The sequence below is a fragment of the Ruegeria sp. genome, assembly GCF_965199275.1.
Classification (GTDB): Bacteria; Pseudomonadota; Alphaproteobacteria; order Rhodobacterales; family Rhodobacteraceae; genus Ruegeria.
The window spans coordinates 1-14,347 of the sequence record NZ_CBDAQX010000034.1 but is presented as its reverse complement, the minus strand read 5'-3'; the positions used below and the strand labels follow the sequence as shown (position 1 = coordinate 14,347).

Below are 14,347 nucleotides of genomic sequence, written 5' to 3'. Positions count from 1 at the left end.
TTGTCCGTGCGCGTACGGCAGTCCGACCGCGATCGCCGATCGATTTTTCAATGTGACGAGAGCTGGCCGGCATTCGACGGCGACGTGCGGCTCACCGAGAAAAGGTTCGTTGGCTTCGAGCCAGGATCGAAAAAACGGACGGCGGATCGGATTGCGAAAAGCTCGCGAGAAGGATAATGTGTAACGAACAGAGCGAGCGGCCGGACGAACGCCGGCCCGAAACGTGACGACCGAGTGAGGCGGATGGCCGTGCGACGCACGGCGGATCGGATTGCGAAAAGCTCGCGAGAAGGATAATGTGTAACGAACAGAGCGAGCGGCCGGACGAACGCCGGCTCGAAACGTGACGACCGAGTGAGGCGGGTGGCCGTGCGGCGCACGGCGGATCGGATTGCGAAAAGCTCGCGAGAAGGATAATGTGTAACGAACAGAGCGAGCGGCCGGACGAACGCCGGCCGGAAAAGAGACCAATGTGAGCGGCGGATGGCCGATCGGATTGCGAAAGCCCACACAAGGATGTTGCATCGAGCGGCCGGACGAACGCCGGCCGGAAAAGAGACGTATGTGAGCGGCGGATGGCCGATCGGATTGCGAAAGCCCACACAAGGATGTTGCATCGAGCGGCCGGACGAACGCCGGCCGGAAAAGAGACGTATGTGAGCGGCGGATGGCCGATCGGATTGCGAAACCCCAAGCAAGGATGTCGCATCGAGCGGCCGGACGAACGAACGCCGGGAGAAAATCGAGATACAAGCTGGTTCGAACAACAGCTCGCAGGCGGCCCGTCGCCAGTCGTCCGAGCAGCGGAAAAACGAGCGCGCAGGCGCGGCACCGAAGGCGAGCGCCCGGCTCTTGGAGGGGGAAGAGTCCGCGGCGTAAGGTCTCGGCGGCGAGCGAATCGCCGCGAGAACGGAGCAGCGAAAAAGCCCGAAAACGAGGCTAATTTACCTGGTTGATCCTGCCAGGAGTATATGCTCGTCTCAAAGACTAAGCCATGCAAGTGCAAGTACGAGTCGCGCGCTTCGACGCGACGACACTGCGAAAGGCTCATTAAATCAGTCGTGGTCTACGTGGTCGTGCGGCGACGAGAGTCGTCAAAGGTGGATAACCGTGGAAAAGCTAGAGCTAATACATGCAAGCGAGCGCCGACTTCGGGAGGCGTGCATTTATCAGACCGCACGTCGGCCGGGCGTCGGCGTCCCCGGGCTTCGCGGCCCGGTGCGTCGGCCGGCGTCCGTCGATCGTGGTGACTCTGGATAACTTTTCGTGCTGATCGCCGGTCCGTTGGAGATCGGGCGACGAACCACTCGAGCGTCTGACCTATCAACTGTTGTCGGTAAGGTCTCGGCCTACCGAGGTTCTCACGGGTGACGGGGAATCAGGGTTCGATTCCGGAGAGGGAGCCTGAGAAACGGCTGCCACTTCCAAGGAAGGCAGCAGGCGCGCAAATTACCCATTTCAGACTCTGAGAGGTAGTGACGAGAAATACCGATGCCGGGCCTCGACGGGCGCCGACAATCGAAATGAGCGCAGCTCAAAACACTGAAGTCGTTCCGTTCAACGGTCGGGCGTCGAGAGGCGTTCGGCCGCTTGGGCGCGTGTCGTGCGAGTATCGATCGGAGGGCAAGTCTGGTGCCAGCAGCCGCGGTAATTCCAGCTCCGAAAGCGTATGCTCATGTTGTTGCGGTTGAAAAGCTCGTAGTTGGAATTAAGCTTTTCGCCGCTCGCGCGCCGGCCGAAAGGCCGCGCGTCGCGAACGAAACGAAAGACGGTGCGCTCGGCGGGCGCGTTCCGAGAGGGCGCGTTCGCGCGAGCCCGAGCGCGGACGGCCGGCGTGGCTCCCATCTCGATGGAAGTTGCACGTCGAGAGTCGTTCGCAGGTTGCCCTGAAGAAATTGAAGCGATCAGGGCAGGTCGACGATAAGCAAAGACTCGGGCCGCGAGGTTCGAAGTCGACCGAGAACAGTCGTGCATGGTACAACGGAAGACGGCCGCGGCTCCGCCGCCGGCGTCGAGATATGTGCGCGTGGCAATGATCAAGAGGGACGGACGGGGGCATTCGTACTGTGCCGGGAGGGGTGAAATCCGTGGATCGGCGCAAGACGAACAGAAGCGAAGGCGTCTGCCAAGGACGTTTTCCTTAATCAAGAGCGAAAGTCGGAGGTTCGAAGACGATCAGATACCGTCGTAGTTCCGACCGTAAACGATGCCGACCGCATGGTCGCCCACGTATTCAAAGATCTCGTCCGGTCGCGCGCTGCACGCCGGCGCTCGCGCGTCTCCCGTCGCGGAGGCGGTCTTGCGAGTCCGCGCGTCGCACGCCGGCCGAGGGATCGGGCATGTCGGGGTGGCCGTGCCGGGAGGGAAACCGGAGTCTTCGGGTTCCGGGGGAAGTATGGTTGCAAAGCTGAAACTTGAAGGAATTGACGGAAGGGCACCACCAGGAGTGGAGCCTGCGGCTTAATTTGACTCAACGCGGGGAAACTCACCCGGCCCGGACGTTACGAGGATTGACAGATTGAAAGCTCTTTCTCGATTTAGCGGATGGTGGTGCATGGCCGTTCTTAGTTCGTGGAACGATTCGTCTGGTTGATTCCGATAACGAACGAGACTCGAATTTACTCATGTATGCGAGCCCGATGCTGCGCGACTCGCGGGTCTTGCGGCGGCTCCTTCGCGGGGGTCGTCAGCGCCGCGCGTCGCCAGACTGCGATCGGGTCGCGTCCGGCCGCACGGACTCCGTGCGCGGACGCTAAAGTATTCTCAGAAGGACCGGCGGCGGTTAAGCCGCACGAGATCGAGCGATAACAGGTCTGTGATGCCCTTCGATGTTCGGGGCCGCACGCGTGCTACAATGGTCGGAGCAGCAAGAGGACCGGAACGACGCAGCGCCGTCGGTCTCGTGCGCGGGCGCGTTCGCGCGCGTCCGTCGCGAGATGGTCCGCGGGCCGAGAGGCTCGTGAAACCAAACGAAACCCGATCGTAGTCGGGACAGAGGCTTGAAAGTATTTCTCTCGAACCAGGAATTCCCAGTAGGCGCGAGTCATCATCTCGCGCCGACTGCGTCCCTGCCCTTTGTACACACCGCCCGTCGCTACTACCGATCGAGCGTTCTAGCGAGGTCGTCCGATCGATCGACCGCCGCACTTCCGCGGGCGCGAGCCCGCGGGTCGGCGCCGGCCGAAAAGGCGATCGAACTCGAGCGCTTAGAGGAAGTAAAAGTCGTAACAAGGTTTCCGTAGGTGAACCTGCGGAAGGATCATTACCGAGATACCGAGGTGCTGCTGCGCTCGAGGCGAGCGAGCCAAAAAGAACGAACGAGACTCACACGCGCGAAAGGCGGGGCTCGGGGCGAGCACGCTGCGCGACGATCGAAAAGAACACTGCGAACGAGACTCGAAAAGAAAGTCCCCGCGCAGAGAGATGGCTGCGCGCGCGACCGCCGTGTCGCAGGGGACGGACGGACGGACGGACGGACGGAAGGCGAATCGAGAGCGCGCGGGGCTCGGGGCGAGCACGCGGCGCGGCGATCGAAAGGAACACTGCGAACGAAAGAAGCTCGTCGGCGAATTGACGGACGGTGCGCGGCGGCCGACGAGCTCGGAAAAGCGGCGAGAGTCGCAAAGAGAACGCCGTTCACCTCGAAGTCGGATTGTTCACGCGCGATGCTCGCCGAAGATACGATCGATGCAGCAGGCGGCGGCGGACGGCGAGATCATCGAGATCGAAAAGAATGCTGCTAACACCCGAAAGATGGTTGCTCACGGAGCTCGTCGGCGAATTGACGGACGGTTCGCGGCGGTCGACGAGCTCCAATGAAGCGGCGCAAGTCGCAAAAAGAACGTCGCTTACCGAAAACAGGATTGATTGTTCACACGCGATGCTCGCCGAAGATTCGATCAATGCAGCAGGCGGCAGACGGCGAGATCATCGAGAAGCGAGTGTGGCACGGCGTTCCTGACGCCGAGTCGCCGAAAGAATGCTGCTAACATCCGAAAGATGGTGGAACAGAATCCCCGCGCAGCGGGCGGCACGACGCCTTCGGTGGCGTCGAGTCGACCCCGAAGAAAAAGCCGGGTAACGTCAAAAAAAGCTGCGCACGACCGCCATGTCGTTGGGGAAAGGACCGCGGGGCTCGGGGCGAGCACGCGGTCGGTCGAAACACGAAAAGTAGCAAACACTCGAAAGACGGCAGAACCGAAAAGAAAAGACTCGATCACTTCTGACGGTGGACCACTCGGCTCGCGGGTCGATGAAGGACGCAGCAAGCTGCGAGAAGTGGTGTGATTTGCAAAGTACATTGATCGTCGACAATCTGAACGTGCATTACGGCTTCGCCTTACGATAATCACGGGGCCTCGTCCGCCTCAGGGTCTCTACAGAATCGTGAAGTAACAAAATGCCGGCGGTCGCCGTGGTGCAGCGCACCGATCCGAGCATGCGAGATGCGGCAGAGCACGGAAGCGCGACGTGTTTTAAGCGATCGGGCTCGAGATTATATACATGAAACCGTGCGAGAGAGCGAGCGGCGACAGCGATGGTAAACAGGAAACGAAATGTGCCGACTCGACTCGAAGAGGGAACAACTGAGCTGAAATCTGCCTGCCGAAAAACGAGACCTGAGGTCGGGCGGGACTACCCGCCGAATTTAAGCATATTACTAAGCGGTGGAAAAAGAAACCAACTGGGGTTTTCTCAGTAACGGCGAGTGAAGCGAAACGACGATCGTGGAAAAGCGAACAGAGCCTAGCGCCGAATCCGGCCGACCGAGAGGACGGCCGTCGACATGTGGCGCAAGGACCGGCGGCAGTCGAAGTAGGCCGAGAGGCGAGCGCGCGCAACTCTCCCCGATCGGATCCGGCCCAGCGAGGGTGTCGGGCCCGCATCGCGCGCGAGCCGCGAGGTCGAAACGGCGCGTCGGTTCGAGAGTCGGGTCGTTTGAGAACGCAGCCCGAAGCCGGGTGGTTCGCCCCATCCGAGGCTCGACACCGACCGCGAGACCGACAGCGAACAAGTACCGCGAGGGAAAGTTGAAAAGGACTCTGAAGAGAGAGTCAAAGAGAACGCGAAACCGTCCGAAGGAAAAGAAACCGCGAGGGCGAGCCGGCGTTCGGCCCGGTCGCTCGGCCGCGAAGCTTTGTGTTTTGCGGCCGTCGTTGACCGTCGCCGAAGAAGGCCGCGACCGGCTCGAGGTGCTCGGGACCGAAGTCGCTCCGTCACGAAACCGTCTGTCGCCTTCGCGCGGCGTTCGGCGACGCGAGCTTCCGAAGTCTCGCTCGGGTCTGGGAGAGAGGATCGGCGTCTCTGAACGACGCTCAGTCCGCGGCTCATTCGGCTGCGGCCCTGGCGACCCGTCTTGAAACACGGACCGAGGAGTCTAACGCATGCGCAAGCAAAGAGAAACGAACGAACGAAAAGCCTCGATGCGAAGCGAAGGCGAGCAAACGAGAAGCCGCTGGCCGGCCGACGTCGGCAGCGGGCCGGATCGAAAGTGGGGTCGCGTACCGCGTCTCTTCGGAGGCGCGACAAAGCGCGGCTCTAACCGAAGTGCATTTGCAAGGACCCGAAAGATGGTGAACTACGCTCGGGCAGGCCGAAGCCGGACGAAAGTCCGGTGGAAGGCCGCCGCGATTCTGACGTGCAAATCGATCGTCCGACCTAAGCGTAGGGGCGAAAGACCAATCGAACCTTCTAATAGCTGGTTCCCGCCGAAGTTTCCCTCAGGATAGCCGGCAAGGGAACGCGAAATCGTGTCTGGTAAAGCGAACGATTAGAGGTTGAGCTCAGTTGCTCGGAAAACGTAGCAGAAGCCAATCGATCGGGGACGAAAAGTCCTCGACCTATTCTCGAACTTTCAATTGGCAAGCGACGGGAAGGCGCGCAAAAAGCAGAAGCGTTGCGCAATTCGTGAACGGCCGAGCGCCTTCGCGAAGCCGGAAAAAGGCCGCCGGCGGACGACGATTTCTTTTGCCGAGTGGGCCACTCTTGGTAAGCAGGACTGGCGATGCGGGATGAACCGAACGCGGAGACAAGGCGCCCGACGCGACGCTCATCAGAGCCCACAAAAGGTGTCGATCGATAGAGACAGCAGGTCGGTGGCCATGGAAGTCGGCAACCGCTAAGGAATGTGTAACGACTCACCTGCCGAATCGATCGGCCCTGAAAATGGATGGCGCTGGAGCGTCGGGCCCGTGCTCCGTCGAACGCGTGCACGACGAGACACGACAGCGAACGTGCGACGCACGCCCGTTCGAGTAGGCGGGCGCGCCGATCGCGTCGAAGGCCGGGGCGCGAGCTCGGCCGGAGCGGTCGGCGGTGCAGATCTTGGTGGTAGTAGCAAACATTCAAGCGAAACCCTCGAAGGCCGAAGTGGAGAAGGGTTCCACGCGAACGTCGATCGATCGTGGTGTAGCCGCGCCTGAGGGTGGCGGCGAGGTGCCGCGACACAGCGGGGACGGCGAGCGCGACTCGGTGCGCGCGCGCGCGTCCCTGGCCGACCGAAAGGGAATCGGGCATCGATTCCCGAGCCTCGACACGGAGATTTGCCTTCGGGCCGTTCGCGCGGTCCGGGGCCTGGCGGCGACGCAAACACCCCCGGAGACGATGACTCAGGAGCCCGGGAAGAGCTCTCTTTTCTTGGTAAGGTCGCCAGAAGTACGTCGACCGCGGAATCGCGTCGAGCGGAGAAGCGGTGGGCGGCGCGGCCGAAAAGCGACGTCCGTGCTGGGCGTCGTCCGGTGCCTCCGAGCCGTCCCGTGAAAATCCGGGCAAGTGCAGTTGAATCTCGTGCGAGCGCGTACCGATCGACCGCAGCAGGTCTCCGAGGCGAGTAGCCTCTGGCCGATAACGAACAATGCAGACAAGGGAAGTCGGCAAAATCGATCCGTAACTTCGGAAAAAGGATTGGCTCTCGAGATACGCACTGATCGAGCCTGACTTTCGGCTCGTGCGCCCGGACGCCGAAGGCGAGATCGCGAGCGCACTATCGTTCGAACGTCCCTTCGCGGGGACCGAGGCGGTTTTGCGCGAGCGGCGAGCGGACGGCGAAAGCGGCAAGCGAGCGCGAGGGAAGATCGGCGGTGCATCGTGCAACAAGTATCGATCAAGAACTGAAAACGGACAAGGGGAATCCGACTGTTTAATTAAAACAGAGCAATGCGACGGCCGTCGGCCGGTGTTGACGCAACGTGATTTCTGCCCAGTGCTCTGAATGTCAAAGTGAAGAAGTTCGAACAAGCGCGGGTAAACGGCGGGAGTAACTATGACTCTCTTAATAGACTCTCTGTTACGTCGAGTGACGAGGGTCGGATGACACCTTGAAGAGTTAGCATGGACGCATCGTGATGGCGGATAAGTCGGTACATGCTCGGTGAGAGAGCTCAGTACCCCTGTGTGGGGGTCGGGCGCAATGATGGTGGGTTTCATTTGTCGGCCGGCCTCTGTAGGCCGATTCCGGTGACGGAAGACGCTAAAGGGCGAAGCTAAGTCATTGAGGCACTCTGGTGAGGCCTGAAAGGGCGTGCCTAGCAACCGCATCGGTGCGGCCGTTGGGGCCAATCCCCCTAACGGCCTAAGAAAAACACTGATTACGACAAGAAGAAGGAAAAATACTGGGACGGTTACTAATGACGGATCGGAAAGGAATTTGACTGGGTGCAAAAATGATTGCGCCCAAGACGTGATCAGAGGCGAACTCGACGTGCTTTATGAAGGTTCTGGCAAGCTGAGATGCCCGAGATGCGATGTAAATTGCTCCTCGAGTAAGGACGCGAACCGGCACTGGATTGAAGTACACGGTAAGAGCGTTGTCGGCTACACTTGTGGGAAGTGTAAGAAGAAATTCGAGCGTCTGACCCAGGTGAGCTGTCACTTTGCTCGCTGCCGGGGCCAAATAGCCAGCACATCGGGGAGAATATTCGAATTCCGATGTGAGCTTTGCAGCTCGGGATATGATTCCCAGAGGGGGCTTAGCCAACATATGAAGGCAAAGCATCCCGAAGTGTTTCATAGGCGATTGGAAGTGGAAGACAATCGCAAACGAAGAGGATACGAAGATGCTGAACTCGTAATCCTCGCCGAAGCTGAGGTGGAACTACCTCCAACCACCCGATTCATCAATAAAGCTCTTGCTGCGCAAAAGGTAATCGAACGAACGAGTGAGCAAATCCGCCAGATGCGCAAGCAGGCAAAGTACAAAGAGCTTGTGCAAGACTTTAAGCTAGCGAGGGAACAAACGGGCCAGAACCTCATGGAGGAACTGTCACCCGTCCCGCAACCCTCTCTGTGTGATACTTTGAAGTCGTTTATGAAGGAAGGCGACTCCAAGTATCTCGAGTTTTTCGAGTGTGCCTGCAAGGGACACGCACAAGGATGGCCACAGTCGTCAGTGGAAGAGCTAGACCAGGTCTTAAGACAATCGTACCCATTCCTATTCAAGGAAAGGATGCGAAAGAGTGGAAGGCCTGAACTTAAAGACTGGCGTGACTCTCAACTCAGTGGGAGGCAGCGGAGGCAAGTACGCTATCGCACGACTCAAGAAATGTGGCGGAAGGATCGAAGGGGCCTTGCGAAGGTCCTCTTGGATGATGGGGCGATCAATCCGAGACCGCCTGCCATCGGGCAGGTTGAACGGGTCTACAGAGAAAGGTTCTCTGAGAAGGCTATCAGTAGCCCTTCTATGACGATGAAGATGAAGGTAAACATCGAAAAAGGTTGCGAAGACAGATTGTTAGACCCGATCACACCCGAAGAGGTGGGTGTTGCTTTGAAAGATCAGAAGGCGCACTCCGCAGGCGGACCAGATGGCATTTCGGTCAGGGATTTGAGAAGGGTCGGAGCTTCGGTTTTGGCTCTGATCTATTCCTGCTGGTTGGCAGCTGGGCGGACACCTCAGTGGACGAAGCGATGCCGCACTACCCTGATCCCAAAGACGAAGGATCGGACTGAGGAGGTGGGGAATTGGAGACCGATTACTATCGGTTCCCATTTGATCCGCCTCTATACGAAGATCCTGGCTCGGCGGTTGAAGGGCGTGGTTGAGCTGAACCCACTCCAAAAGGCGTTCAGAGAGGTAGAAGGTTGTGCTGAGCACATAATTCTGCTTCACGGATTGCTTCGTGAAGCTCGGACAAGAAACCGGAGCATCTTTGTGGTGTTCCTGGATCTAGCGAAGGCTTTCGATTCGGTAAACCATGTCCTCTTGTTTCGAGGACTGCGACGTCAAAGTTGCCCGGAACACTTCATTGAAGTTGTAAAGGAGCTCTATGATGGAGCGTCCACGCGAATCTCGAACGGAAGATCAGAGACGACCGAGATAGAAATCCGAAGTGGGGTGAAGCAAGGCTGCTCGCTTTCCCCGTTGCTATTTAATATAGTGATGGACGAGCTTGTGGACGAGTTGGATCCTCGCCTAGGATACAGACGGCGGAACGCCTCCCCGATTTCGATTATGGCCTTCGCCGATGACTTGGTGTTGGTAAGTGAATCGCTGACCGGAATTGAGTGTCTTCTGAAGAAGACCGAGACATTTATGTCTCAACGTGGGATGAAAATAAACCCACGGAAGTCCTATTCAGTGGGGCTCAAAAAAGTGGGGTCGAAAAAGCAGCTTCGTATTGTGACGAAACCATTTCTCAGAGTGGGTGATATCGATCTTCCCACAGTGGGGCCTGACGGCTCCACAAGATATCTCGGCATCCAGTTTGGGGCCGGGGGAATTGGAAAGGTCCTTGCGGAGCAAGGCAAATGCGACACGACTCGCCTGGTGGGATCGGCTTTGAAGCCGAAGCAGAAGATCGAATTTATTCGATCCTTCATATTGCCAAGGTGGAGATACCGATTAGCCTTGGGACGAGTTTCGATTGAAACATGCCAGAAATTAGACCGTCATGTGAGGAGGGCTGTATGTAAGATCCTGCACAGCCCCGCCAATCTCTCAAAGGAGTGGATCCACCTCCCGATACGAATGGGAGGCCTTGGAATCCCAAACGTTACGGAGGTGACCTATCTGGCGAAAGTGCGGCTAAGGGACGGAATGTCCCAGACCTCCGACACGCATGTGAAATCGATAGTTGACGCTGGTCTTTGGGGAGCCGAGATCTCCGCTTTCGAGCGGAACTTGGTGCGTACCCGAGGCCTCGATCCCTGCGCGCGGCGCGCCTCTCTCAACCAGTTTCGTTGGGATCGATGGCGCAAGTCCACTCAAGGCCGCGGCGCTGAAGCTTTTACCGGTCGGCTGAACTGTAGATGGCAACGTGACGGACTCTGCGACAGGAGACGTTGCGGCGGAGTCTTTATATTCGCAAGCATGCTGCGAACCCAAACTCTACCTTGTGGTGAGACTATGGTACGAGGGAGGGGGAAGTCGATACCATCTTGCCGAGCATGTGGAGAGGGTGGTGAGACTATATCTCATATCCTTCAAAACTGCCGGACAACGACTCGTATGCGGATTCGACGCCATAATATGGTGCTCGATGTAGTGAAGAAAAGGCTCCGGAAGAATGGACATGTGGTGCTGAATGAACCGAGAATCGTGTCTCCCGAACAAGATCAAGTGTTGAGACCGGACCTCTGTGCAAAGAAAGATGGCAAGGGCCTGATTTTGGATGCACATGTCCCATACGAGACTTCGCGAAAGCGGCTTGCCACCGCTAGAAAGGACAAGATCACGAAATATGCACCACACGGCGATGGTTTCCGGAAATACCTGGGTTGTAATGACCTGGAATTTGATGGAGTCATCGTCGGAGCGAGAGGGGCCATTACACAGCAAATGGCAGCCAAGTTGTCGGCAATGGGCCTTGGGCCCGGAGAAGTGCAACTCATGCAGACGAGGGCGATCGAAGGCTCGTGGGCCATCTTCAAATGGTTCATGGGCTGGAAGTCCCCTCGAAAGCTGAGAAGGAAAAGTCGGAATAAGACCTAGCCAAGGAGCTGGGGTCGATCTAATGAGAAGGGATTAGATCTTGGTGGATGTTGAACATCAGAGGCTGGTCGATCCCAGCTAATTGACAAACTGACGTCGCGATGTGAAAAAGATGGCGTAATTGCCAGTCGAGTTATGAATGCAGGCGATGCACATGCGCAGGCAAAGAAGACCAGCCTGCTCACTCGCAAAAGAGGGCCTAGTCCCCGTGGCACGTGAATCAATGCCCGAAGGGCTACCGCGACGCCCCGTCGTGGCAATTCACAGTCACAAATGGCGTTGAAAGAGCAAAACGCCCAGGGTGAAGTTTACCCCGGACTTCGTCCCTGAGAGGGGCTGTGTCGCCTTTAGTCGTTTGAGATCCGGAACTGAAGGTTGCACTCGGCGTGCTCCTTCTCCTAACATCGGAGTTAAGTCGAAGCACGTCGCGTTGGAAGGACTAAGTGAGTGATCGATCTGGGGTCGATCGAGCTGTCGTCGGCTGATGGGTACGGGACCCAGGGAGTCATTCCCGAAGTCCGAAATATTGTCTCGGTTCGGAGTATCTCCGCCGGAACATCACCAACGGTTGGTCATATGAAGACGAACTGAGACCATTAAATAGCCAAATGCCTCGTCATCTGATTAGTGACGTGCATGAATGGATGAACGAGATTCCCACTGTCCCTGGCTGCTCTCTAGCGAACCCACAGCCAAGGGAACGGGCTTGGGCGGATCGGCGGGGAAAGAAGACCCTGTTGAATTTGACTCTAGTCACGCGAGACTGTGAAGGTGCGACGGAGGTAAAGAGTAAGTGGGAGACGTCAGTCGCAGTGCAACACCACTACTCCGATCGCACCTCTCTGCTAACGTCGAAGGCAAACGAACGTACGATGAAAGCGCGCAAGCGGGCCGCGCGGTCGCGTCTCCCTGGCGGGGCGCGGCCGGTCGAGCGGCTCGTCTCCGACGCGACGGACACTCCCGGAACGGGAGTTTGACTGGGGCGGTACATCTGTCAAAGAATAACGCAGGCATCCCAAGTCGGGCTCATCGCGAACGGAAATCTCGTGCAGAACATAAGGGCAAAAGCCCGGTCGATCGAAATCTTCAGTGCAAATAACGACTGCGAAAGCACGGCCTAACGATCCTTTCGTGCTGGAAAGTTTATGAAGCCCCGTTTGCCGGCTCGCGCGTGTCTCTTCGCCGGGCCACAAAGCGGCGGGGCTCATCGTCGGGCGCAACGGCGAGAGGTGTTCGAAAAACTACCGTGGGGATAACTGGCTTGTGGCAGCCAAGCGTCCGAAGCGACGTTGCTTTTTGATCCTTCGATGTCGGCTCTTCCTATCATTGCGAAGCAGAATTCGCCAAGCGTCGGATTGTTCACCCGCTAACAGGGAACGTGAGCTGGGTTTAGACCGTCGTGAGACAGGTTAGTTTTACCCTACCGATTCAATCGGCAAAGACCACACTGGTGCTAACGAAGCGCGAAGTCGCTGCGGCGCGCGGGTCTCGGCTCGCGCGTCGGCAACTCCGTCGAGGATGGTGACGGCAATGCTGTTCAGTACGAGAGGAACCACAGCCTCAAACGTTTGGTACGCGTGCTCGGTCGACGGGCCGATGGCGCGAAGCTACCGTCTGTCGGATTACGGCTGAACGCCTCTAAGTCGGAATCCGAACCGAAAAAGTGCGATCCTCGACCTCGCGGAATGTCGGTCGCTTGTCCCCGACGGGGCGACAGATAGCCGGCGTCCTGCGGACGTCGGTGCTCGAACCACTCACGTCCGGCTCGGTGCCGGTCGGCGGCCCGCGACGGCCGTCGGCCATCAGGCGAGCGGCCGGACAGCTCGATTCTCGAATCGTGGACTGAATATCGACAGACAAGAAGATCGCCGCCAGACGAGCGGCGAGGAGGCCGGGGTCTCGTTCTCGCCTGAGCGGCATGGCGATCGCGAAGCGTTGAGAGAGCCCCGAAGGTCTCACACGATCGCGCCTCTCGAGCGCGCACTTCGACGGTTTCGGCAGCGGCGGAGCGCGCAGAGGCGATCAAAAAAAAGCCGCCGCTGCCACGACGCGAAGTCCCGCGAAAAAAAGAGAAGCGAACCGAGGTCGAGAGACCTCGGACAAGGAGCCGGAGCCGAGGTGGGAGACTTCGGTCGAAAGAGACGGTGAGAACGCCGAGGTCGGAGATCTCGGGCAAAGAGACGGTGCGAAGGCCGGAGTCGAGGTCGGAGACTTCGGTCGAAAGACGGTGCAAAGGTCGGAGCCGAGGTCGGAGACTTCAAGCAAAGAGACGGTGCGAAGGCCGGAACCGAGGTGGGAGACTTCGGCGAAAGAGACGGTGCGAAGGCGGGAGCCGAGGTCGGAGACTTCGGGCAGAGAGACGGTGCGAAGGCGGGAGCCGAGGTCGGAGACTTCGGGCAGAGAGACGGTGCGAAGGCGGGAGCGGAGCCGAGGTCGGAGAGGTCGGAGAGACTTCGGGCAGAGAGACGGTGCGAAGGCCGGTCGAGGTCGGAGACTTCGGTGCGAAAGACGGTGAACCGAGGTGGGAGACTTCGGGCGAAAGAGACGGTGCGAAGGCGGGAGCCGAGGTCGGAGACTTCGGGCAGAGAGACGGTGCGAAGGCGGGAGCCGAGGTCGGAGACTTCGGGCAGAGAGACGGTGCGAAGGCCGGAGGAGGTCCGGAGCCGAGGTCGGAGACTTCGGGCAGAGAGACGGTGCGAAGGCGGGAGCCGAGGTCGGAGAGACTTCGGGCAGAGAGACGGTGCGAAGGCCGGAGCCGAGGTCGGAGAGACTTCGGGCAGAGAGACGGTGCGAAGGCCGGAGTCGAGGTCGGAGACTTCGGTCGAAAGACGGTGCAAAGGTCGGAGCCGAGGTCGGAGATCTCGGGCAAAGAGACGGTGCGAAGGCGGGAGCCGAGGTCGGAGAGACTTCGGGCAGAGAGACGGTGCGAAGGCCGGAGCCGAGGTCGGAGAGACTTCGGGCAGAGAGACGGTGCGAAGGCCGGAGCCGAGGTCGGAGAGACTTCGGGCAGAGAGACGGTGCGAAGGCCGGAGTCGAGGTCGGAGACTTCGGTCGAAAGACGGTGCAAAGGTCGGAGCCGAGGTCGGAGATCTCGGTCAGAGAGAAAAGGAAAGGCAAAGGCAAAGGCAAAGGCAAAGGCAAAGGCAAAGAGCCGAGGTCGGAAGCTTCGGCGAGAAAGAAGGCGAAAGCCGGGGTCGGAGACTTCGGGCAAACAGAGACAGTGCGAACGGCAAGAGCCGAAGTAGAAAACGGAGCAAAGGCCGGAGCCGACGAGCGAGGTGACTTCGGGCAGACGAAAGGCAAGAGCCGGAGTTGCGATCGACATCGAAGTGCGACGCTGGGCCGCGACCTGCGTCGTCGCAATTTGCTCGCACGAAAAACGAAGTGGGTCCCAATGGACCTCGAGGCGATTTTCGGTCG

2 protein-coding genes, 2 rRNA genes and 2 other annotated features are annotated in these 14,347 nt (G+C 58.9%); all 4 genes read left to right on the top strand.

The window, feature by feature from the left end; translation table 11 throughout:
- Positions 1 to 940 precede the first annotated feature (940 nt).
- Positions 941 to 3,270: ribosomal RNA gene (locus tag ACOERD_RS28585) — 16S ribosomal RNA — on the top strand.
- A 545-nt stretch (positions 3,271 to 3,815) separates the two neighbouring features.
- Positions 3,816 to 3,989 (top strand): hypothetical protein, encoded by a 174-nt coding sequence (locus ACOERD_RS28580; RefSeq protein WP_419737893.1) that lies wholly within the window; start codon positions 3,816 to 3,818, stop codon positions 3,987 to 3,989.
- Positions 3,990 to 4,205: 216 nt separating this feature from the next.
- A 23S ribosomal RNA gene (locus tag ACOERD_RS28575) occupies positions 4,206 to 7,427 on the top strand.
- The 16S and 23S rRNA genes sit together here, the layout of an rRNA operon.
- Positions 7,428 to 8,020: 593 nt before the next feature.
- On the top strand, positions 8,021 to 10,927 hold the full coding sequence (locus tag ACOERD_RS28570) for an RNA-directed DNA polymerase (protein ID WP_419741269.1): 2,907 nt from the start codon (positions 8,021 to 8,023) through the stop codon (positions 10,925 to 10,927).
- Between the two features lie 692 nt (positions 10,928 to 11,619).
- Positions 11,620 to 12,357, top strand: a sequence feature (23S ribosomal RNA rRNA prediction is too short).
- Positions 12,358 to 12,443: 86 nt separating this feature from the next.
- Positions 12,444 to 12,599, top strand: a sequence feature (23S ribosomal RNA rRNA prediction is too short).
- Positions 12,600 to 14,347 lie beyond the last annotated feature (1,748 nt).

What these genes read in the sequence shown, in the direction of transcription:
- ACOERD_RS28580 (WP_419737893.1), top strand. Translation starts at nt 3,816, where the DNA reads ATGAAGCGGCGCAAGTCGCAAAAAGAACGTCGCTTACCGAAAACAGGA.